This window comes from Moraxella sp. K127, from assembly GCF_015223095.1.
Classification (GTDB): Bacteria; Pseudomonadota; Gammaproteobacteria; order Pseudomonadales; family Moraxellaceae; genus Moraxella.
This window is the reverse complement of record NZ_JADFBZ010000029.1, coordinates 1-18,990: the sequence shown is the minus strand read 5'-3', so window position 1 is coordinate 18,990 and position 18,990 is coordinate 1. Positions and strand designations below refer to the sequence as shown.

General features: G+C 44.7%; 16 protein-coding genes. 11 read left to right on the top strand and 5 right to left on the bottom strand.

All coding sequences use genetic code 11. The annotated features are described in order from the left end of the window. The first annotated feature begins 15 nt into the window (after nucleotides 1-15). The 5 genes from IM753_RS07565 (at nucleotide 16) to IM753_RS07545 (ending at nucleotide 6,671) form a co-directional block, all read left to right on the top strand. Nucleotides 16-1,299: an ATP-binding domain-containing protein gene (locus tag IM753_RS07565; RefSeq protein ID WP_194109026.1), complete on the top strand. Its 1,284-nt coding sequence runs from the start codon at nucleotides 16-18 to the stop codon at nucleotides 1,297-1,299. A gap of 1 nt (nucleotide 1,300) precedes the next feature. Beyond that, nucleotides 1,301-2,839: a hypothetical protein gene (locus IM753_RS07560; RefSeq protein ID WP_194092627.1), complete on the top strand. Its 1,539-nt coding sequence runs from the start codon at nucleotides 1,301-1,303 to the stop codon at nucleotides 2,837-2,839. Continuing rightward, complete coding sequence (locus IM753_RS07555) at nucleotides 2,836-3,948, top strand: nuclease-related domain-containing protein (protein WP_194109025.1); 1,113 nt, start codon at nucleotides 2,836-2,838, stop codon at nucleotides 3,946-3,948. The genes IM753_RS07560 and IM753_RS07555 overlap by 4 nt, the downstream gene beginning before the upstream one ends. A gap of 69 nt (nucleotides 3,949-4,017) precedes the next feature. Continuing rightward, nucleotides 4,018-6,018: a transketolase gene (gene tkt / locus IM753_RS07550; RefSeq protein WP_065256677.1), complete on the top strand. Its 2,001-nt coding sequence runs from the start codon at nucleotides 4,018-4,020 to the stop codon at nucleotides 6,016-6,018. Between the two features lie 113 nt (nucleotides 6,019-6,131). After that, entirely contained in the window at nucleotides 6,132-6,671 is a 540-nt protein-coding gene (locus tag IM753_RS07545) for a YfbM family protein (RefSeq protein ID WP_065256678.1), read from the top strand. 102 nt (nucleotides 6,672-6,773) lie between these two features. On the opposite strand, the gene IM753_RS07540 is transcribed toward IM753_RS07545, so the two are convergent. From IM753_RS07540 to mrdA, 5 genes are all read right to left on the bottom strand, one after another. Continuing rightward, nucleotides 6,774-7,559 carry a DegV family protein gene (locus IM753_RS07540; RefSeq protein ID WP_065256679.1) on the bottom strand — a complete coding sequence of 262 codons (786 nt, stop codon included), beginning with the start codon at nucleotides 7,557-7,559 and terminating at the stop codon, nucleotides 6,774-6,776. Further along, complete coding sequence (locus tag IM753_RS13305; protein ID WP_255518650.1) at nucleotides 7,525-7,653, bottom strand: hypothetical protein; 129 nt, start codon at nucleotides 7,651-7,653, stop codon at nucleotides 7,525-7,527. Before IM753_RS13305 ends, IM753_RS07540 begins: the two co-directional genes overlap by 35 nt. A gap of 136 nt (nucleotides 7,654-7,789) precedes the next feature. Next, complete coding sequence (locus tag IM753_RS07535) at nucleotides 7,790-8,668, bottom strand: DegV family protein (RefSeq protein ID WP_194109024.1); 879 nt, start codon at nucleotides 8,666-8,668, stop codon at nucleotides 7,790-7,792. A 302-nt stretch (nucleotides 8,669-8,970) separates the two neighbouring features. Next, nucleotides 8,971-9,561, bottom strand: coding sequence for a 16S rRNA (guanine(966)-N(2))-methyltransferase RsmD (gene rsmD, locus IM753_RS07530; RefSeq protein ID WP_065256681.1), 591 nt, complete (start codon nucleotides 9,559-9,561; stop codon nucleotides 8,971-8,973). Further along, nucleotides 9,558-11,552 (bottom strand): penicillin-binding protein 2, encoded by a 1,995-nt coding sequence (mrdA, locus tag IM753_RS07525; RefSeq protein ID WP_065256682.1) that lies wholly within the window; start codon nucleotides 11,550-11,552, stop codon nucleotides 9,558-9,560. Before mrdA ends, rsmD begins: the two co-directional genes overlap by 4 nt. 251 nt (nucleotides 11,553-11,803) lie before the next feature. Here mrdA and IM753_RS07520 point away from each other — a divergent pair, with 251 nt between their 5' ends. The 6 genes from IM753_RS07520 to adk all read left to right on the top strand — a co-directional run bounded on the left by IM753_RS07520 (nucleotide 11,804) and on the right by adk (nucleotide 18,990). Next, entirely contained in the window at nucleotides 11,804-13,114 is a 1,311-nt protein-coding gene (locus IM753_RS07520; RefSeq protein ID WP_065256683.1) for a hypothetical protein, read from the top strand. A 344-nt stretch (nucleotides 13,115-13,458) separates the two neighbouring features. Then, the gene (locus IM753_RS07515; protein ID WP_083108348.1) at nucleotides 13,459-15,627 is read left to right on the top strand and encodes a heme lyase CcmF/NrfE family subunit; all 2,169 of its coding nucleotides are present in this window, start codon (nucleotides 13,459-13,461) and stop codon (nucleotides 15,625-15,627) included. Next, nucleotides 15,624-16,205, top strand: coding sequence for a DsbE family thiol:disulfide interchange protein (locus IM753_RS07510; RefSeq protein ID WP_065256684.1), 582 nt, complete (start codon nucleotides 15,624-15,626; stop codon nucleotides 16,203-16,205). The genes IM753_RS07515 and IM753_RS07510 overlap by 4 nt, the downstream gene beginning before the upstream one ends. Next, nucleotides 16,202-16,762 carry a cytochrome c-type biogenesis protein gene (locus IM753_RS07505; RefSeq protein ID WP_065256685.1) on the top strand — a complete coding sequence of 187 codons (561 nt, stop codon included), beginning with the start codon at nucleotides 16,202-16,204 and terminating at the stop codon, nucleotides 16,760-16,762. The genes IM753_RS07510 and IM753_RS07505 overlap by 4 nt, the downstream gene beginning before the upstream one ends. After that, nucleotides 16,759-18,021, top strand: coding sequence for a c-type cytochrome biogenesis protein CcmI (gene ccmI, locus IM753_RS07500; RefSeq protein ID WP_194109023.1), 1,263 nt, complete (start codon nucleotides 16,759-16,761; stop codon nucleotides 18,019-18,021). Before IM753_RS07505 ends, ccmI begins: the two co-directional genes overlap by 4 nt. A gap of 315 nt (nucleotides 18,022-18,336) precedes the next feature. Beyond that, the gene (gene adk / locus IM753_RS07495) at nucleotides 18,337-18,990 is read left to right on the top strand and encodes an adenylate kinase (protein WP_062499022.1); all 654 of its coding nucleotides are present in this window, start codon (nucleotides 18,337-18,339) and stop codon (nucleotides 18,988-18,990) included.

Here is an 18,990-nt window from a genome sequence, read left to right as displayed (position 1 = left end):
AAATAAGGAGATTTTGTGGATAAGTCCAGACGATTTAGCTTGCCCAATATTGAAGATTTGACCAAAACCCAAGAGAGAGTCATGGCACTACCTAGTGAAGGTCGTTATCTTATCGCAGGCGGGCCTGGTACGGGCAAATCTGTGGTGGCACTGTTTCGTGTCAAAAAATTGCAACGTGAAGAAAAAACATATCATTGCTTGGTGTATAATACACTGCTCAATGAATCCAACCAACAGCTTGCCAAGTCCACAGAGCAGTCAGGCGGTCAGGATAAAGTGGTTGAAAAGGTAAATCTTACCACTTATATTGGTTGGTTCAATAACCAAATATATAAAGAGATATTTAATGAAAAAGCCCCTAGGGTAAATATCACGCCAGTTTATATTGACAATGACTGGGAGAGTATTATCTCAAACATTAGGAGTTTTAAAGATAATCCGGATAATGTTTTGCCTGATTATGGCAATCGCTATTTGGTGATTGATGAAGGTCAGGATATGGCAAAAGGATTTTATGAGTCTTTATTATTGATTGGGTTTAAGAATATTTTTGTGGTTGCCGACCAAAATCAGCGTATCGGGAAAAATAACAGCAGTCTAGAAGAAATTTGCCATATTCTTAATTTAGACGAAGAAGATGTGTTTGACTTGACAGAAAATCATCGTAACACTTATGCCATTGCTGTGTTGTGCCAGCAGTTTTATACGGGCGGTAGTGTACGACCTGCCTTGCCATTATCAACCATGAATGAAGAAAGTCCTGTTTTGTATTATTACGACGAGCAAAATTTTGATAGGTTTGTCAATCGAATATTTCTAACCGCTACAAATAAACCAAAAGAATTGATTGGTATTATTGCCCCTAATGACGATATTTGTCAAAAGTATTTTGATAAATTGCAAGAAAAAAACAATCAAGGCTTTGATGTAAATATCGTTTTTAGAAATTCCAAAAACAAAAATGCAGTTAATTTTGGTGAAGGGGGCATTGTGATTATCAATCATCAATCGTGCAAAGGCCTAGAGTTTGATACCGTATTTTTGGCTGATATCAATTATTTGGGGGCAAGACAAGCGGATATTGATGGATTAAAAAAGAAACTGTACGTCATGACATCACGAGCTAAGAAAAAACTCATCTTATTATCAAGCAGTCAAACGAGTTCTACCAATAATACTTGGATAAGTGCGTTGGATTTATTACCAACTCATCAAGATGAGATGGGGAATTTGATTTTAAAAAGAGAAGTAATGCAAACAGCTAATGCTTATACAAAGGAGACAGATTATGCAAACTAATATGACAAAGACAAAAAGACCAGTCACATGGCATATTGCAACCAACCATCTAAACTTGGCATACATGACATCTATTGGCATGGTGCCACCGGTGAGTTTTTTGGGTAATAAATATTACCATGATTGTTTGGCTTGGTTTGGTGATTATATTCCGCTGTTTAAAAAAATCCCGCAAAATGTGCACGAATACAACATTGATGAAGACAAACGCACCTTAAAACCTTGTACTTTAACTTTAAAAAAGAGTTTTATTGATGAGTTAATAAAAAGACAAATCAAAGAATTACCTGCTTTTATCAATGGTGCTTGGCAAATGATTGATATTCATCATGATGAATTAAATGGGGCAGAAGTGATATTAGTACCAGCTCCGATTTCTTTATCAGATGTTGATGGTGTGGTATTTAAAAATATTGACGATGAAAATACCTTTCAAGAGCGTTTGTTAAATAGTGCCAATTCATTGTCATTGCCAATCAAAAAGGCGAATGAAAAGTTGTTTAATCAAAAAAATACACAAGAGAATGTTGAAGTTTACCAAAGCTTGGGATTTCTTTTTGAATTGCCACCGCTTGAACCTTTAAATCAAAATTTGGCAAATGCCATTACTGCCATTCTCAATCATTTGATGATATTGTCTAATACCAATCAAAAAGCAGGGCAATTATTAAATTATATTCATCATGGTAATAGTCATTTTGATTTAAATGATAAAGATGATGTATTGCTCCAAGAGATTGGTAATTGGGTAAGGCATTCGGGTAAATACCAAACCATGTCAAACGTTGGGCAAGTGGTGCTACAATTGATTGAAGCGTTGATTGTTCATAAAAACAGCACTGAATTTGCCAGCAAAAAAGACATTATTTTGCACACTTTGGCTCAAATATCAAGCAATGAGCAAAGTTTGGCGTTTGTTGAAGAGATTAAAGAGTATTTGCGTTTTACCAATGCATCTACCGATGATTTATTAAAAAAATACCCAAAACCATTACAGCGGTCGGTGATATTATTTGTCAGTCGTGATGATGTGTTGGAGCTTTGGCAAAAAACTGGTATTTATACCAGTGAGCTTGGAGAGATTGATATGTTGTTGGCAAGTTTATTGTTTGCTGTGGCGACAGGTTGGCAAGGGTTGTCCAAAGAATTTAAATGCTATGCCGATAAACAAAACCATAGCCAAAAGCTATTTACGCAACTGGCACAGAATATGACGATTGTTTCAGGATTGACAAATGCCCAAGAAATCAAAACACCATTATCGGATATTTGGTTTGGTAATTTTAACACATCAATGCAAAAATTATTGGTACTTATCAATGACCGTGAAAACTTAAATCTAGTAACGTATGAAATTGTATTGCCAGAAGACATTGCATTGTCTGCTAAGGGTGGTAAAGTCATTATTAAGACCGCAGGAAAAAAACCAAAAATCAATGATGTGATTGATGAAAAAGGGTTTTGGGCGTATTTTAGGCAAATGAGCTGGTTTGATTTTGACAAAGACAGAGAATTGCAAAGTATGGCTAAAAAATCATGAAAATGATTCCACCCATGCTATATCATACGGAAAGTAAGGCAGAACAGACGGTCTTTAATCATTTAAAGCAAAGTTTTGTGGATAAAGACCAATATGTTGTCATGCATTCTGTTAAATTGCATCATCATCCCAAAAAACGGTTTGGGGAGATTGATTTTTTGCTTTGCACGAATTATGGCTTATTTGTGCTGGAAATCAAAGGCGGTCGGGTGAGCTGCCAAAATGGCATTTGGTACTACCAAGACAAAACGGGTCATACCAATACAGGTGGTTCACCATTTCATCAGGCGGACACTGCCATGCAAGCATTAAGACAATCTTTGTTGGTAAAATTTGACAAAGCATGGGTGGATAAAATTTGTTTTGGTTATGGCGTGATATTAACAGACAGTCGTTTGCCAAATCATGTGATTGAAACCTTGGAATGTGAAAAACCCATGATTTGTCATGGTGGCGAACATCAATCTTTACAAAAATGGCTTTTGGCATTTTTTAACTACTGGCAAAAACGCAATAAAAAAATCATGCCCATGGTGGATAGGATGAGCGATAAGATGTTGTCTGATATTGTTCAATACATTCGCCCAAATTTTGTATCTTGTGATGATGTTGATGAAGATAAAAAAGAGCAAAATATTAACAATGACTTTTATATTACCACATCAAACATTTATATTACCACATCAAACATTCAAGAAAAAAATCATGAAATTAAGCAAAATGCCACAGACCAACCAATCATCAATCGCCAGTCATTGCAAAACGCATCAATGGATGAATTTTTAAATCAATGTTTGGTAGATTTCTATGAAAAAAAAGTGGGCGATGATTATATATTGGCAAAAGACATTACCATTATTACAGATGATAAGAAAAAGTGTGATGAAATTAAAAGTACGCTAAAAAATAAAGGCGTGCTCATCAAAGAGTCCGACAGTTATTCTTTTAAACGCAGACGAGCTGATGAGATGACGCTCATGACAATGCAGGATTTGCCCGTGATACACAACAAAATTTTGATAGCAGTCATCAAAAAAGACAATCAAGAAAAACAGCAAACGCTCATTGAGCAAAACGCCACGCATATCGCACAACTGTTTTATTATTAGCCTTTATAAGACTTGTAAAATCATGCTATAATACCGCAAATTTTTACTTGTCAGACTTGGAAAAACACCATGCCAACCCCCTTAAACCAACGCCACAACGCCAACGCCATTCGTATCCTTGCCATGGACGCTGTCCAAAAAGCCAACTCAGGACACCCTGGGGCTCCCATGGGCATGGCGGACATTGCCGAAGTCGTGTGGCGTGAATTTTTAAATCACAACCCCAAAAACGCCAAATGGGCAAACCGAGACCGCTTTGTGCTGTCAAACGGACACGGCTCTATGCTACTGTACGCCTTGCTACATTTGTCGGGTTATGATTTGACCATTGACGACATCAAAAATTTCCGCCAACTCCACGCCAAAACCGCAGGACACCCCGAACACGGCTATGCGGATGGTATTGAGACAACCACAGGACCTTTGGGGCAGGGCATTGCCAATGCGGTGGGTTTTGCCTTAGCGGAGAAAACCTTGGCAGGACAATTTAACAAACCCGACAACGCCATCATCAACCACTATACCTACTGCTTTTTGGGGGACGGTTGTCTTATGGAAGGCGTGTCGCACGAAGCCTGTTCGCTCGCTGGCACGTTAGGACTTGGCAAGCTCATTGCCTATTATGATGACAACGGCATTTCTATTGACGGCATCGTTACAGGCTGGTTCTCAGACGACACCGCCAAACGCTTTGAAAGCTATAATTGGCAGGTACTGCGTGTGGATGGACATGATGCCGATGCCATTCGTGAAGCAACTTTGCAAGCCAAAGCCGAAACCAATAAGCCCACGCTCATCATCTGCAAAACCATCATCGGTCTGGGTAGTCCCAACAAACAAGGCAAAGAAGACAGTCATGGTTCGCCACTTGGTGTCGATGAGATTACGCTAACTCGAAGCGAATTGGGTTGGAATAATGCCAATGCCTTTGAGATTTCCGATGACATTTATCAAGCGTGGAATGCGTGCGATAAAGGCGAGAAGCTAGAAAGCGACTGGAATGCCCAATTTGCCGACTATCAAGCCAAATATCCAAGTGAGGCGAGCGAGCTACAACGCAGACTGTCAGGCGAGTTGCCAAGCGATTTTAATGCCAAAGCGGACGAGTTTATCAAAGCCTGCCAAGCCAAAGGCGACACCATCGCCACTCGTAAGGCAAGCCAAAATACCATTGGTGCGTTTGCCCCATTATTGCCCGAGATTTTGGGTGGTTCGGCAGACTTGGCAGGGTCAAACTTGACCTTGTGGAGCGGTGCTAAGGGCGTACAAGACCACGCTGACGGCAACTATGTGCATTATGGCGTGCGTGAATTTGGCATGACCGCCATCGCCAACGGGGTGGCGTTGCATGGTGGATTTATCCCTTATACTGCCACGTTTTTGATGTTTATGGAGTACGCTCGCAACGCAGTGCGTATGTCAGCACTCATGAAACAGCGTGTCATCAATGTCTACACCCATGATAGCATTGGGCTTGGCGAAGACGGCCCGACTCATCAGCCTGTGGAGCAGATTGCAAGCCTACGCCAAACGCCAAACCATTTCACTTGGAGACCGTGCGACACGGTGGAGACGGCGGTGGCGTGGAAAATCGCCCTACAAACTGCCAACGCCCCAACGTCCCTTATCCTATCTCGCCAAAACCTTGCCCATCAAGACCGTACGGACGAGCAAGTTGCTTTGATTGAAAAAGGGGCGTATGTGCTTGCCAAAGAACAAGGCGACTTGCAAGCCATCATCATCGCCACAGGTTCAGAAGTGGACTTGGCAATGCAGGCTCATAAGGCTTTAAGCGAGCAGGGCGTGGGCGTGCGTGTGGTGTCTATGCCATGTGCTGAGATTTTTGTCAAACAAGACCGTGATTATATTGAAAGTGTATTGCCAAGCGATGTCCGCAGTCGTGTGGCGGTGGAAGCAGGCATTACCGATTATTGGTATAAATTTGTCGGACTTGACGGCAAAGTCATTGGCATGACAACCTTTGGCGAGTCCGCCCCTGCCAAAGATTTGTTTAATCATTTTGGCATTACCACCGATAAAGTCGTGGAAGCGGTGAAATCGTTGATTTGATTTTGATTGTTTGATGTTTTACAATAAAACCAATTGGCATTGTGCTGATTGGTTTTTTAATGCTTAATCCTAAGTCCTAAATCCTAAATCCTAAATCCCAAAAGGAGCAAATCATGGGTATGTACGCCAGTTATTATGCCATTGACGACAGTCAAGCCAAAGAATATAAAGCGTTATTGTCAAATAACAATGACGGCAGCGTGGAAGAATTTTTTGAAAATCTAGAAGAGCGTGATGATAAGATTGATGATGAAGATTTTGCCAATCTTGATAAATTATGGGACGGCTTGCATTTTTTATTGACAGGCTTTAACTCTGATGATGATTATAATGATAAAAAATCGGATGAGCAATTAGCCTTGTATCGTGGCTTTTTTGGTGTGGACACACTAAGTGATGAAGGAGTATATTTGTTAGACGCCGATAAAGTTGCTGATGTGGTCAATGCCCTTAATAAAGTAGATATTAATGAGCTCATAAAACAGGCAGATTTTGCCAAATTTGAAGAAGCTGATATTTATCCGTCTATTTGGGATGATGAAGATGAATGGGATGAAATTGGCGAAGAGCTGGCAGAATACTTTGAAAAATTTAAACAATTTTATCAAAATGCCTTAAAAAATAATCGTTCGGTGTTGATTGTGATTTGTTAGATAAAATTTAGGCAAAATGGTTGTTTTTATTTTTATCTGGATTTAAAAATAGCTTTCGATAAAGTAAATATAAAGGCGTATCGTAACAATACACCTTTATCGTCATTTTAAATACTCAAATATTCTTGGTATTTCACCATAATACACGCCCAGACCCACGCCTGTTGGGCCGTGGTTGGCGAGTGCGACGGTGGATATGGGAATGACGGGAATGTCATGCAGTCCATATTCATTGGCTAAGAGTCTTTTAAATTCATGCGTATGTAGTCCGATGGATGTGTCTACCATGTATATAAAGGCGTTTCTGTTGGTGGTTTGACCCACGACGATGTCCGCCATGTGATGCATGACCCGTTCAAATTTACGCACCTTTTCTTTGACCACGACATAGCCGTCGTCATCAATCCATAAGATGGGTTTGATGTTAAGCAGATTGGCAAAAAAGCCAGCGGGGGCAGAGAGCTTCTTTCTTTGTATCAAAACACTCAGGTCAGATAGACTCATGATGAATGCGTTATTGGCTCGCAGGGCATTTAAGCGGTGGATGATGTCAAGCATGGATTTGCCTTCTTGCATCATTAGGTTTGCTTCAAATGCCAAAGCCCCTTCATTGATGTTGATGGTTTTGCTGTCGTACAGATAGATGTTCATTTTGCCGACATACTTGGGGATGACTTTTGAGAAATTCTCATGGGCTTGGCTCAGTACCGAAGCGGCGGTGCAGACCAGTACTTCTTCATAATCTGACTCATACAACTCATCAAAAATCTCTTCAATCTCTTGGCAAGTGGGCGGTGTGGAATAAACGTCCAAATGGGGGTTTTGGTAGAGCATGCCGCTCAGACGGGCGGTGTCAATGTCTTTGCCATCCAAAAAAATGAGTGCCATTAACCATGATGTGAAGTGGCACCAAACGAATGCCGTGCGGTACTGATAAATGCCCAATGCAGGAAGTGGACGTGCTAAGAACGATGCGTTTCATGGGTATTCCTTTGGTAAGTTGCCATGATTTTACTAAAAATCATTGGTCTTGTAAATAGCATCATTTGATATTTTAAATCAAAGCAAAAACAAAAAAAGCGAACCGAAGTCCGCTTGTTAGAGCATGCCTACCCTGACTATTTGAGATATTTGACGATTCTGGGTACTTTACCGTAATACACGCCCAGCCCCACGCCTGTCGGCCCATGGTTGGCAAGGGAGACGGTGGAGACAGGGATGACTGGCACATTGCGAAGTCCGTAGCCATTGACAAACAGTTCTTGGAAACTGTCGGTATAAAAGCCCATGGAAGTATCAACCATATAGATAAAAGCGTCTTTGTTGCCAATGTGGGCGATGGCAGTCTCTGCCATGTAGTTAATACTACGTTCGATTTTGCGGATTTTGTCACGGGGAATGACACGCCCGATATCATCCACCCACATGATGGGCTTGATGCCAAACAGATTGGCGATAAAGCCAGCAGGGGCGGAGAGTTTTTTGTTGCGGACGATAAAGTTTAGGTCAGATAAGGTAAACATGAACAGGCTGTTTTTGCGTAGCTCATCCAAGCGATTGATGATGTCAAGCATGGATTTGCTTTCTTGCATCATCAAGTCCGCTTCAAATGCCAACGCCCCTTCGTCAATATTTAGGGTTTTGGTGTCGTAAACATAGATGTTCATTTTGCCAACAAATTTAGTTTTTAGGGTGTTAAAAATCTCATGGCTTTTACTGATGGCGGATGAGATGGTGCAAACCAGAACTTCTTCGTAGCCTTCGGCATACAGTTCGTCAAATAGGGCATTGATTTCATCAGCGGTTGGTGGGCTGGTTGTGACGGATAGGTTGGGGTTGTCGTAGAGCATTTTGCTCAGACGAGCCGTATCGATGTCTCTGATATCAAGGTGGTCTTTGCCATTGATGATGACGTGAAAAGGCACCAGACGGACAGCGTGGGGCGTGTTAATGTAGTTTAGGCTAGAAGAAGATGTGCTAAGAACGATGCGTTTCATGAAAACCTTGCTAGATGGCAAAAAGAGTGGGATGGCTGTGCCAAACGCAACAATGTTCTTGTTTTTGTGGGGTGTTAAAATGGTTTGGCGATAAGTGATTATTTTAAATAAATTTACCCAAAAAGTAAACGCTTGGTGGGTGTTTTTTTGGTGGTGGTCTAAAAAGTATGCCAAATTGGGTTTTCTGCTCGCCCTGAACCTGCCTGTGGGTGGGAAAACCATTATGGGCAGGCATGGGTCACCACAAACGGAAAAACCCTTGTTGTGTTTTGAATGGAATTTACCATAAGTTAAACAGCAGGCTAAATGGGCAGGGTAAATAGCCCTGCATGTACTTGACCGATTTTGGTGGATTTAAAGAGATTGGCACAAAAAGGGGTAAGAATGTCATCTAGGGCAGTGTTGCTCTCAATATAGCACAACGTGTCAGCGTGGTAAAGCCCATGCTCGATAATGCCACTGATGATGTCGTGCCAAATATCAAGTGCATAAGGCGGGTCAATAAAGATGACATCAAAGGGCGTGCCAAGCGTGGGTAGGGCGGTTTGGGCGGTGTCGTTGATGACGGACAGCTGACTGCGGGTGAGTTTTAGGCTGTCAGCATTATCTTCGATGGTGTGTGCTTGGGTGGGGCTAGGTTCTATCATGACGACGTGAGATGCCCCCCGTGATAGTGCTTCAAAGCCCAGCACGCCCGAGCCTGCACAGACGTCTAGCACTTTGGCGTCATGAATGTCTGCCATGAGCCAGTTAAAAAGTGTCTCACGCAAACGGTCGGGGGTGGGTCTTAGCCCATCAGCATCCACAAAGCTGATACTACGGCGTTTGAACTGACCGCCGATGATACGAACTTGGTTGGTGGCTTTATGATGGGGCTTGGTTGGCTTTTTCATGGCTGATGAGCTTGTCTGTTTTCTTCGGCTTTTTTGCGTTCTTCTTCGGCTTTTTCGGCTTCTGCCTTGGCGATTTTGGCTTTGATGGCTTCACGCTTGGCGGCACGGATTTTTACCAATTCTTCATCGCTGGGTGGTGTGATGGGGTTGGTCTCACGTTGGAGAATCCAGTAATCAAATAACGCTCGCCCGATGGGAGCCGCCACTTTACCACCGCCACCACCGTTCTCGACGATGACTGCGATGGCGATTTGGGGGTCATCCACGGGGGCAAAACCTGAGAACCACGCATGGTCCCAGTGACGGGAGCTGATGGCGGCTTTGTTATAGCTTTTGCCTTGGGCGATGGATTTGACCTGTGCTGTACCTGTTTTGCCCGCCATGCGATAACGGGTGGTGTAGATGCTCTTTGCTGTACCCCGTTTGACAGTGTCTTCCATGGCGGCGTGCATTCTGTCCCAGTCGGCTTCGGTGCCATTAAAGGGGATGACCCCGTCAGGTTTGTCAATGATGGTTACAGGAGCCTGCCCTTCGGAGCGTTTGAGCAGGTGGGGTGTTAGGTGTTTGCCCTTGATGGCGGTCATGGCGGTGGCATTGGCAACTTGTAGGGGGCTTGCCAAAAATGCCCCTTGTCCGATAGAGACAGAGATGGTCTCGCCCGGTAGCCATTCTTTGCCGTAGGTGTCCATTTTCCATTTGGGTGATGGCATGATACCTCCCTTTTCGTTGGGTAGGTCAATACCTGTTTTTTTGCCAAAACCAAAACTACTCATCCAGTCATGAAGTTTGTCAATGCCCATGCGGTGAGCGTTTTTATAATAATAGGTATCCACGCTCATGATGATGGATTTGCTCATATTGACCGTGCCATGCCCGCCTTTTTTCCAGTCACGAAAACGGTGGCTGTCCCCCGGTAAGCTAAAATAACCAGGGTCAAAAATGGTGTCATTCCAACCCATGATGCCATAATGCAAAAAGCCCATGCTCTCAAAGGGTTTGATGGTAGAAGCAGGCGGGTATAGCCCTTGCAAGGCACGGTTATACAAAGGTTGGTCAATGTCATCTCGAAGCATGCCATACTCTTTGGTGGATATGCCAGAGACAAAGGGGTTGGGGTCATAGCTGGGGTTGGAGACAAAGGCAAGGACGTCGCCATTTTTTGGGTCAAGTGCCACAATCGCCCCACGTCGTCCTGCCAGTTGTTTTTGGGCGGCCATTTGTAGTCCATAATCTAGACTTAGATACAAATCGTTGCCTGCCACAGGGGGTTTGGTGTCCAGCTGTCTTAGAATCTCGCCATGAGCGTTGGCTTCAACGGATTGATAGCCTGGTTTGCCAAGCAGGACTTCTTCGTACTGGGCTTCGATGCCGATTTTGCCAATCAGGTCGGTACCAGCATACAGGGCTTTTTTGTGGTTGTCTTCGGCGATTTTTTTGGCTTCTTTATCGTTGATACGCCCGACATAACCGATGACATGGGCGAACAGCTCGTCATGGGGATAGACACGGGTGAGTTTGGTCTGAATGCTCACCCCCCGAAAAAAGGGCTTTCGCTCGCTAAACTGAGCAATCTGCTCTTCGGTTAAATCCATTTTGATGGTAATGGGGTCGTTTTTAGATTTGTCTATCCTTGCCAAAATGTCCGTAATCTCTTCATCGGTCAGATCAAAGATGGGAGTGAGCAGTTTTAGGGTATAGGCTGGGTCTTCAATCTCATCGGGACTGATGACCGCAGAAAAAACAGGCACGTTATCGGCAAGCAACACACCGTTACGGTCATAAATATAACCCCGTGATGGCGGGTCGGAGATGAGTTTAATGCGGTTGTTCTCAGCGTTGGTTTGGTATTTATCGTACTGATGAACCTGTAAAAATCCATAACGAGCAAACAGTCCAATCATGCCAATAAGCACAAATAACGACGCCACGATCACTCGGCGTACAAAGACGCGAGTGCTGATGTCAGAATCGTTAGGACGTGATGAGGTCATGACTGTTATAAAAGAATAGCAAAAAACCCCTAATTATAACATATTTTCAAAGACTTGTTCAAATTTATGCGATTTATTCAAAAGCAGATTTGGGCAAAGATTTGCGTGATGGTTTTGGCAAAATAGACAAAACTGTGGTAGAATTAGCCGTTTTATTTTTACCCATTGTTTACCATTTATTTTGTTAAATTTTGATTTTGTCAATTAGCCAATAGTCTAGCCCATTGCCAAACCCCAACAAGTGATGATTTATGTTCAATTCCATCTGGCAAGCCCTAGCTGAACACCCCGAATTTATCGCCATGCTCACCATTCCGCCTGTTACGGCTTTTGTAACATGGGCTCATGTATGGATGGCGTTGGAGATGTTATTTCACCCCATTAAGTTTTGGGGTATTCGTGTGCGTGGTATGCCGTGGGGCTTGCAGGGCTTGGGCTGGCAAGGCATTGTTCCTGCCAAAGCAGGCAAAATCTCTGGGGTCATCGTTGACCAGACTTTATCCAAACTTGGCAACATCGATGAGTTTTTGCAGGCGATGGAGCCTGAGGAGATGGCACAGTTCATCACTGAGACGGTGGATAAGAACTTAGAGAGTCTCATTGATGAGATTATGCTTGAACGCTACTACGCTCTGTGGACACACACGCCCTATGCCATTAGACGGCGAATTTATGCTCATGCACACAGCGAGATGCCAGCGGTGATGAAGTCCTTGGTCATTGACCTAACCGCCAATGTTGAGGAGCTGGTGGACATGCGTGCGATGATTGTCAAACGCATGGAGAGCGACCGTAAACTCATGGTGGACATGTTTTTGCGGGTGGGTAAAAAAGAGATTAACTTCATCTGGAAAATCAGTGCCGTGATTGGCTTTGGCTTTGGGATTATTCAGATGGGGATTTTTTATTTTGTGCCACAGCATTGGACGGTGCCGTTTTTTGCGGCGATTTGGGGGGCATTGACCAACTGGATTGCCATTTGGATGGTGTTTAACCCTGTCGAACCCAAAAAAGTCCCCTTTATCCGTCTGTTCCGCTATGATAATGGTCGGGTCAAACCCATGTTGCCCCATTTTCATGTCTATGACTGGCAGGGCGGTTTTATGAAACGCCAAGATGAAGTGTCTAGCGTCTTTGCTGAGATAGTCGTGAATGAGTTGGTTACCCTTGAAAACATCATGAGTGAGATGATGTATGGCAGTCGCTCGGCAAAAACCCGTGAACTCATGAAATCGCACTTATATGAGCTGTTAGAGTCGCCTGTGGTCAAATCCATTTTAAAAGTGGGTATGGATAACAAAGAGCTAAGTGCCTTTAAAGACACCATTATTGACAAATCCATTGATGCGACCATGATACCCATTAGAGACCCCAAACTTAACACATCTCGGGCAAGCAAAATCTTTGGGCTGTTTGAATCTCGTATTCGAGAACTCTCGCCCCATGAATTTCAAAACCTGCTAAGACCTGCCTTTAAAGAAGATGAGATGACATTGGTGATTTTGGGGGCGATAACGGGGCTATTGGCAGGGTGGCTACACTTGATTGCGGTGTTTTTTTAGTGATTTTAATGGTTTGATGATATTTATTTAATTTTAATGTTTATTTAATCAATATTAAAATTATTGTCGTATCCACATTTATCACGGCATTGTATTACATTGCATTAAATGGTGCGTGTTACACACCCTACGATTTATTTTATTTATAAATTAAAACCATTAAATTTATTTTTTAAAAAGTTATCTTATAAATTTTAAATGTTATTAAAATGATGAGTTATTTTAAAATTCATTTTTAAACAAATTTTTATTACTTTTATTTTTTAAAAATTAATAAAATCAGTTTTTAACAGTATTAAAATCAAAACCCAAATAGCCGTCGCTAACTTGATGAGAATGTCTTTATGCTAATCACCGAACTGGGGTATTTTGCCTTACTGCTTGCGTTGGTGCTTGCGATACTACAAACCGTCCTGCCTGCACTGGGTGTGATAAAACATCAGACCGCTTGGCAACGCCTTGCCCCAAGCCTTGCTGTGGCAGGGTTTTTGGCGATGCTGGTGTCCTTTGTGGCACTCATGGCAGGGTTTTTGTACAACGATTTTAGTTTGGTGTATGTGGCAGGGCATTCTAACAGCCTGCTCCCGTGGTACTATAAGCTGTCAGCGACATGGGGCGGACATGAAGGCTCGCTACTGCTGTGGCTGACGATACTGGCGACGTGGTGTATGCTCGTGGCGGTGTGTAGCCGTGGACTACCGCTAGACATGCGAGCCAGAGTGCTGTCGGTGCTTGGTGGGGTGCAGGTGATGATGCTTGCCATGCTGACCTTTACCTCAAACCCCTTTGTGCGGACACTGCCAAATCTGCCTGTGGACGGGGCGGATTTGAACCCGCTCTTACAAGACCCCGGACTTATTTTTCATCCGCCCATGCTGTACATGGGTTATGTGGGGCTTGCCGTGCCGTTTGCCTTTTGTATGGCGAGCCTGTGGGCGGGTCGGCTTGATGCGGTGTGGACACGGTGGTCTCGTCCGTGGACGGTGGCGGCGTGGGCGTTTTTGACCTTAGGGATTGCCATTGGGTCGTGGTGGGCGTATTATGAGTTAGGTTGGGGTGGTTGGTGGTTTTGGGACCCTGTGGAGAATGCGTCTTTGATGCCGTGGCTTGCCAGCACTGCTCTTATGCACTCGCTTGCCGTTACCGAAAAACGTGGCGTGTTCAAGGCGTGGACGATGATGCTCGCCATTTTTGGCTTTGCTCTGTCGCTCTTGGGGACGTTTTTGGTGCGTTCGGGTGTGATTACGTCTGTGCATTCGTTCGCTGCTGACCCGACTCGTGGTATGGCAATTTTGGCGATTTTGGGGGTGGTCATTGGTGGTGGCTTATTGATGTTTGCCCTGCGTGGTTGGCGTTTGACGGTGGAGAGTTTTTATCAGTTAAAATCCCGTGAGACCATACTGGTTATTAATAACATCATTCTACTGGTGGCGACACTGGTGGTGCTACTAGGCACGCTGTATCCGATTATCGCTGATGCCTTTAAACTCGGTCAAGTCTCGGTAGGCCCGCCGTACTTTAATGCGTTGTTTGTGCCATTGTCATGGGTGCTACTTGCCTTTATGGGTGTGGGGGCGACCATGCGGTATAAATATGACAGCCGTCCCATGCTAAAAGTGCTGGCGATGACGGCGGTGTGTAGCTTGCTACTGGGTGTGGTGGGTTGGTATATGATAAACCTACTGGGTGAGAATACGCCCTTTGACCATACCATTTATATCACGGCGAGTCTGTCGGCGTGGGTGCTACTGTTTATCGGGCTTGACATTAAGGATAAGACTCGCCACGCCAAGGGGCTGACCAACGGACTGCGTAAACTTAGCCCAAGCTACTATGGCATGCAAATCGCCCATATTGGTGTGCTGGTTACGGCACTGGGCGTGGCAGGCGTGAGTGCGTTAAGTCTAGAAAAAGATGTGGCGATGACGGTGGGCGACAGCACGCACGTGCAGGGTTATGATTTTTATTTGCAAGATTTTGACCTAGTGCAAGGCTCCAACTATGATGCCACACGGGCGACCATACAAGTCAAAGCGGACGGCAAGCTCATCACCACGCTCTATCCTGAAAAGCGAAACTATGTCGTCTCGATGATGCCGATGACCGAAGTGGGACTGCGAGCGAGCCTGTTTAATGAGCTGTATGTCGCCCTAGGTGAGCCAATCGTCAAGGACGGCAAGGTGGATAATAATACATGGGCGGTGCGTGTACACGTCAAGCCCATGGTGCGTTGGCTGTGGCTTGGCTCTATCATCATGGCGTTGGGTGGGTTTATTGCCATGTTTGATAAACGCTACCGTATAAAGAAAGTCAAGGCAGATTTGGTAAAGAGCAAACTAAGCCCAACGACAACGGTTAATCAAGATAATGGCAAAAATAACGGCAAAGATAATGGTAAAGTTATCAAAGATGACGAAAGAGTTGTCAAAGATGATGAAAACGTTAGCAAAGATAACGCCAAAGACGACCAACCCACAAAAGCCAATGACAATGCAGGGGAGATGACACCATGAACCGCACCCAAAAACGCATGATGATTTTTCTGATTCCGTTTATCATCTTTGCCTTACTCATGGTGATGTTTTTTAACCGTTTGGGTAAGCCGACAGACATCGTGGTTACCACAAGCATGAATAAGCCCTTGCCAGCGTTTAGCTTGCCCTTATTATCCGACCCCAATCGGGTAATGACCAATGACAATTTGCCAAAAACGCCATTTTTAATGAATGTGTGGGGGTCATGGTGTCCGACTTGTAAGGTAGAGCACCCCTTTTTAATGGAGCTACACGCCCAAGGTGTGCCAATGGTGGGCATGAATTACAAAGACGAGCTTGCCGATGCGTTGGGTTATTTGAACCAATACAAAGACCCGTTTTTGTACTCGGTGCAGGATTTGGACGGTAGATATGGGCTAAGTTTGGGACTGACAGGAGCCCCTGAGACGTTCGTGGTGGACGGCAATGGCGTGGTCTATAAGCACATCACAGGCGAGATACACGAAGGCAACTGGACGGCAAGTATCAAGCCATGCATGGACGCCCTAGCCAACCCCCAAGCGAACCAAACCCAAAGAACACAGGCGTGCCAATGATGAAATTTTGTTTAAAACACACCTTATCCATACTGGCAGTGGTCGGAACTTTGATGATAAGTACGGCAAGTTTTGGGGCGATTGAGATTTATGAATTTAAAAGTGCCGAAGACGAAGCCCGTTATAAGGCACTCATCGAAGAGTTACGTTGCCCTAAATGCCAAAACCAAAACTTAGCAGGGTCGGACGCTCCGATTGCGGTGGATTTAAAAAACCAAACCTATCAGATGATACAGGACGGCAGGAGCGATACCGAGATTCGCCAGTTCATGTTTGACAGTTATGGCGATTTTATCAGTTACAAACCGCCTGTGCGTCCGTCCACGTGGATTTTGTGGTTTTTTCCGCCCATTTTGTTGGTGGTGTTTATCTTAGGCTGGATTTATAAAGCCAAAAAAGGGCGGACGGTGGCGGTTGATGAAGTGGCTACCTTATCCAAAGCCGAAGAAGAGCGTGTTGCTCAGATTTTAGCCAAACATCAAAATCCCCAATCAGAGCAAGCCCAACATTCTAATACCTCAAATTCCCACACCCAAACCGATAAGGATACGCCATGACCCCCACGCTGTTCTTGTTTTTTAGTTTAGCCGTACTGCTGTGCGTGGTATTGGCGTTGGTGGTGATTTATCCGTGGCTTAAAGGGCAAAAGGCGGTGGACAATCAGCTCATGGCGGTCAATGTGGCGGTATTTGGCGAGCGGATTGCCGAGCTACAAGCGGACAAAGAAGCAGGGCGGATAGATGAAGCAACCTTTCAAGCAGGCGAGATTGAACTCAAACGCCAACTGCTAGATGCCCAGACCTATGCCGAGACCTATGCCCCTGTGGGTATCAAAAGCCGTGCCATTGTCATGGTGTGGATACCTGTGCTGGCAGGGCTTGCTTATCTGACAACCGCCGACCGCACGTCTGTGTTTAAGCTGTGGCAAGCCCAAGACAGTGTGGGACAAGTGGCAGACGATTTGCTAACGGGCAAGATAGACACGCCCCCCGAGTGGGCGACCGCCGATAGCACCGCACTCATCAGTGCCATGCAAACCAACGTTCATCATCACGCCCATGACCCGAGCCGCTGGATGCGACTGTCCGAGCTGTTCATGGCATTAGAAGTCACGCCCCAAGCCCTAGAAGCCTTGGCTCGTGCTTATCGCCTTGACCAAAGTAATGATGAGATTGCCATTACTTATGCCCAGACCAGCTTTTTTGCCAATAATGGCGTGCTAGATGCGACCGCTCGTGATGTCCTGCGTGGCATACTCTCAAACACCCCAGACCATGAAGGGGCGATGATGATGATGGCGATGGGCGAGATGCGTGCCAATAACTTTACGATGGCAAAGGCATGGGTTGCCAAACTGCGTGAGAGTATCACCAGTAAGGGCGGTGCGGACAGGCAGTCGGCATTGGCAAGCCTAGATGAGCTGATGGCGACCATTCACGCCCAAGAAGCCAAAGCGATGGCAGGGGTCAATGTCCATGTGAGCGTGGCAAGCAGTCTGCTCCCCCAAATCGATGAAAATGCCGTGCTGTTCGTCTCTATCTCGGACGTGGCAGGCGGTGCTCCTTATGCGGTCAAACGCCTGTCGGTGCGTGAGTTGGTGCAGGGGATAACGGTGTCGCTTAGTGATTTGGATGCGATGATGCCTGAGCGTACCTTGACGGCAGGGCGTGAAGCAGGGGTTGGTCTTGCGGTCAATGCTCGTATCAGCCACAGTGGTGGGGCGGTCAGCGAATCGGGCGACTTGATGGCGAACCCTGTGATATTACAAAAAGGACAAAATACGGTCAATTTGGAAATCTCACAAATCGTGCCGTAAGTTTAGGGCGTGTTGAACATTGATAACATTTTATTTAAATTCGGTAGAGTTTTAAAGCCTTGATTGATTTTTGCATGAAAAATGGCTAAATCTCGTTTTTCATCGTCAAAATCCTTGTTGATATTTCAATATCAACTGCGGACTTTTCCTTGAAAAACTTGCGATTTTTCTCATTTTTCATTGCAAATACCAAAGGCAGGCACGCCCTAGTAAATGCCATTATTTTTATAATAAATAATGGTTAAATACCACTTGAACAATAGGGCAATGTGGTTTATAGTGTTATTTTATTTCGTGGTTCATTGGAGCATACTCATGCGTATTATTTTATTAGGCCCCCCAGGGGCAGGCAAAGGCACACAAGCTCAGTTCATTTCAAAGGAATTTAATATTCCCCAAATCTCCACAGGCGACATGCTTCGTTCTGCCATTAAAAACGGCACAGAGCTTGGCAAACTTGCCAAAAGCGTGATGGACGCAGGTCAGTTGGTCTCTGATGAGCTTATCATTAATCTGGTCAAAGACCGCTTAGCCGAGCCTGATTGTGCTAATGGCTGTATTTTTGACGGTTTTCCACGCACCATTCCCCAAGCCGAAGCGTTGGCAAATGCAGGCGTGGACATTGATTATGTCATTGAGATTAGCGTGCCTGATGATGAGATTGTCAGCCGTATGTCAGGTCGCAGAGCTCACTTGCCGTCAGGTCGCACCTATCACATTATTCACAATCCACCAAAAGTGGACGGTAAAGATGATGTAACGGGCGAAGAGTTGGTACAGCGTGATGACGACAAAGAAGAAGTCGTCAGAGACCGCTTGTCAGTCTATCACACCCAAACTGCCACGCTCGTGGGCCATTATCAAGCGGTGGCTCAGTCAGGCGAGAACGCTCCGTCTTATCATCAGTTTGACGGCACCCAAGCCATTGACATGGTCAAAGAGCAGATTTTTGCGGTGTTAAAAGGTTAA

Coding starts and splice junctions, on each gene's coding strand:
- IM753_RS07560 (WP_194092627.1), top strand. CDS start 1,301: ATGACAAAGACAAAAAGACCAGTCACATGGCATATTGCAACCAACCAT.
- IM753_RS07555 (WP_194109025.1), top strand. CDS start 2,836: ATGAAAATGATTCCACCCATGCTATATCATACGGAAAGTAAGGCAGAA.
- tkt (WP_065256677.1), top strand. CDS start 4,018: ATGCCAACCCCCTTAAACCAACGCCACAACGCCAACGCCATTCGTATC.
- IM753_RS07545 (WP_065256678.1), top strand. CDS start 6,132: ATGGGTATGTACGCCAGTTATTATGCCATTGACGACAGTCAAGCCAAA.
- IM753_RS07540 (WP_065256679.1), bottom strand. CDS start 7,559: ATGGCACTCATTTTTTTGGATGGCAAAGACATTGACACCGCCCGTCTG.
- IM753_RS13305 (WP_255518650.1), bottom strand. CDS start 7,653: ATGAAACGCATCGTTCTTAGCACGTCCACTTCCTGCATTGGGCATTTA.
- IM753_RS07535 (WP_194109024.1), bottom strand. CDS start 8,668: ATGAAACGCATCGTTCTTAGCACATCTTCTTCTAGCCTAAACTACATT.
- rsmD (WP_065256681.1), bottom strand. CDS start 9,561: ATGAAAAAGCCAACCAAGCCCCATCATAAAGCCACCAACCAAGTTCGT.
- mrdA (WP_065256682.1), bottom strand. CDS start 11,552: ATGACCTCATCACGTCCTAACGATTCTGACATCAGCACTCGCGTCTTT.
- IM753_RS07520 (WP_065256683.1), top strand. CDS start 11,804: ATGTTCAATTCCATCTGGCAAGCCCTAGCTGAACACCCCGAATTTATC.
- IM753_RS07515 (WP_083108348.1), top strand. CDS start 13,459: ATGCTAATCACCGAACTGGGGTATTTTGCCTTACTGCTTGCGTTGGTG.
- IM753_RS07510 (WP_065256684.1), top strand. CDS start 15,624: ATGAACCGCACCCAAAAACGCATGATGATTTTTCTGATTCCGTTTATC.
- IM753_RS07505 (WP_065256685.1), top strand. CDS start 16,202: ATGATGAAATTTTGTTTAAAACACACCTTATCCATACTGGCAGTGGTC.
- ccmI (WP_194109023.1), top strand. CDS start 16,759: ATGACCCCCACGCTGTTCTTGTTTTTTAGTTTAGCCGTACTGCTGTGC.
- adk (WP_062499022.1), top strand. CDS start 18,337: ATGCGTATTATTTTATTAGGCCCCCCAGGGGCAGGCAAAGGCACACAA.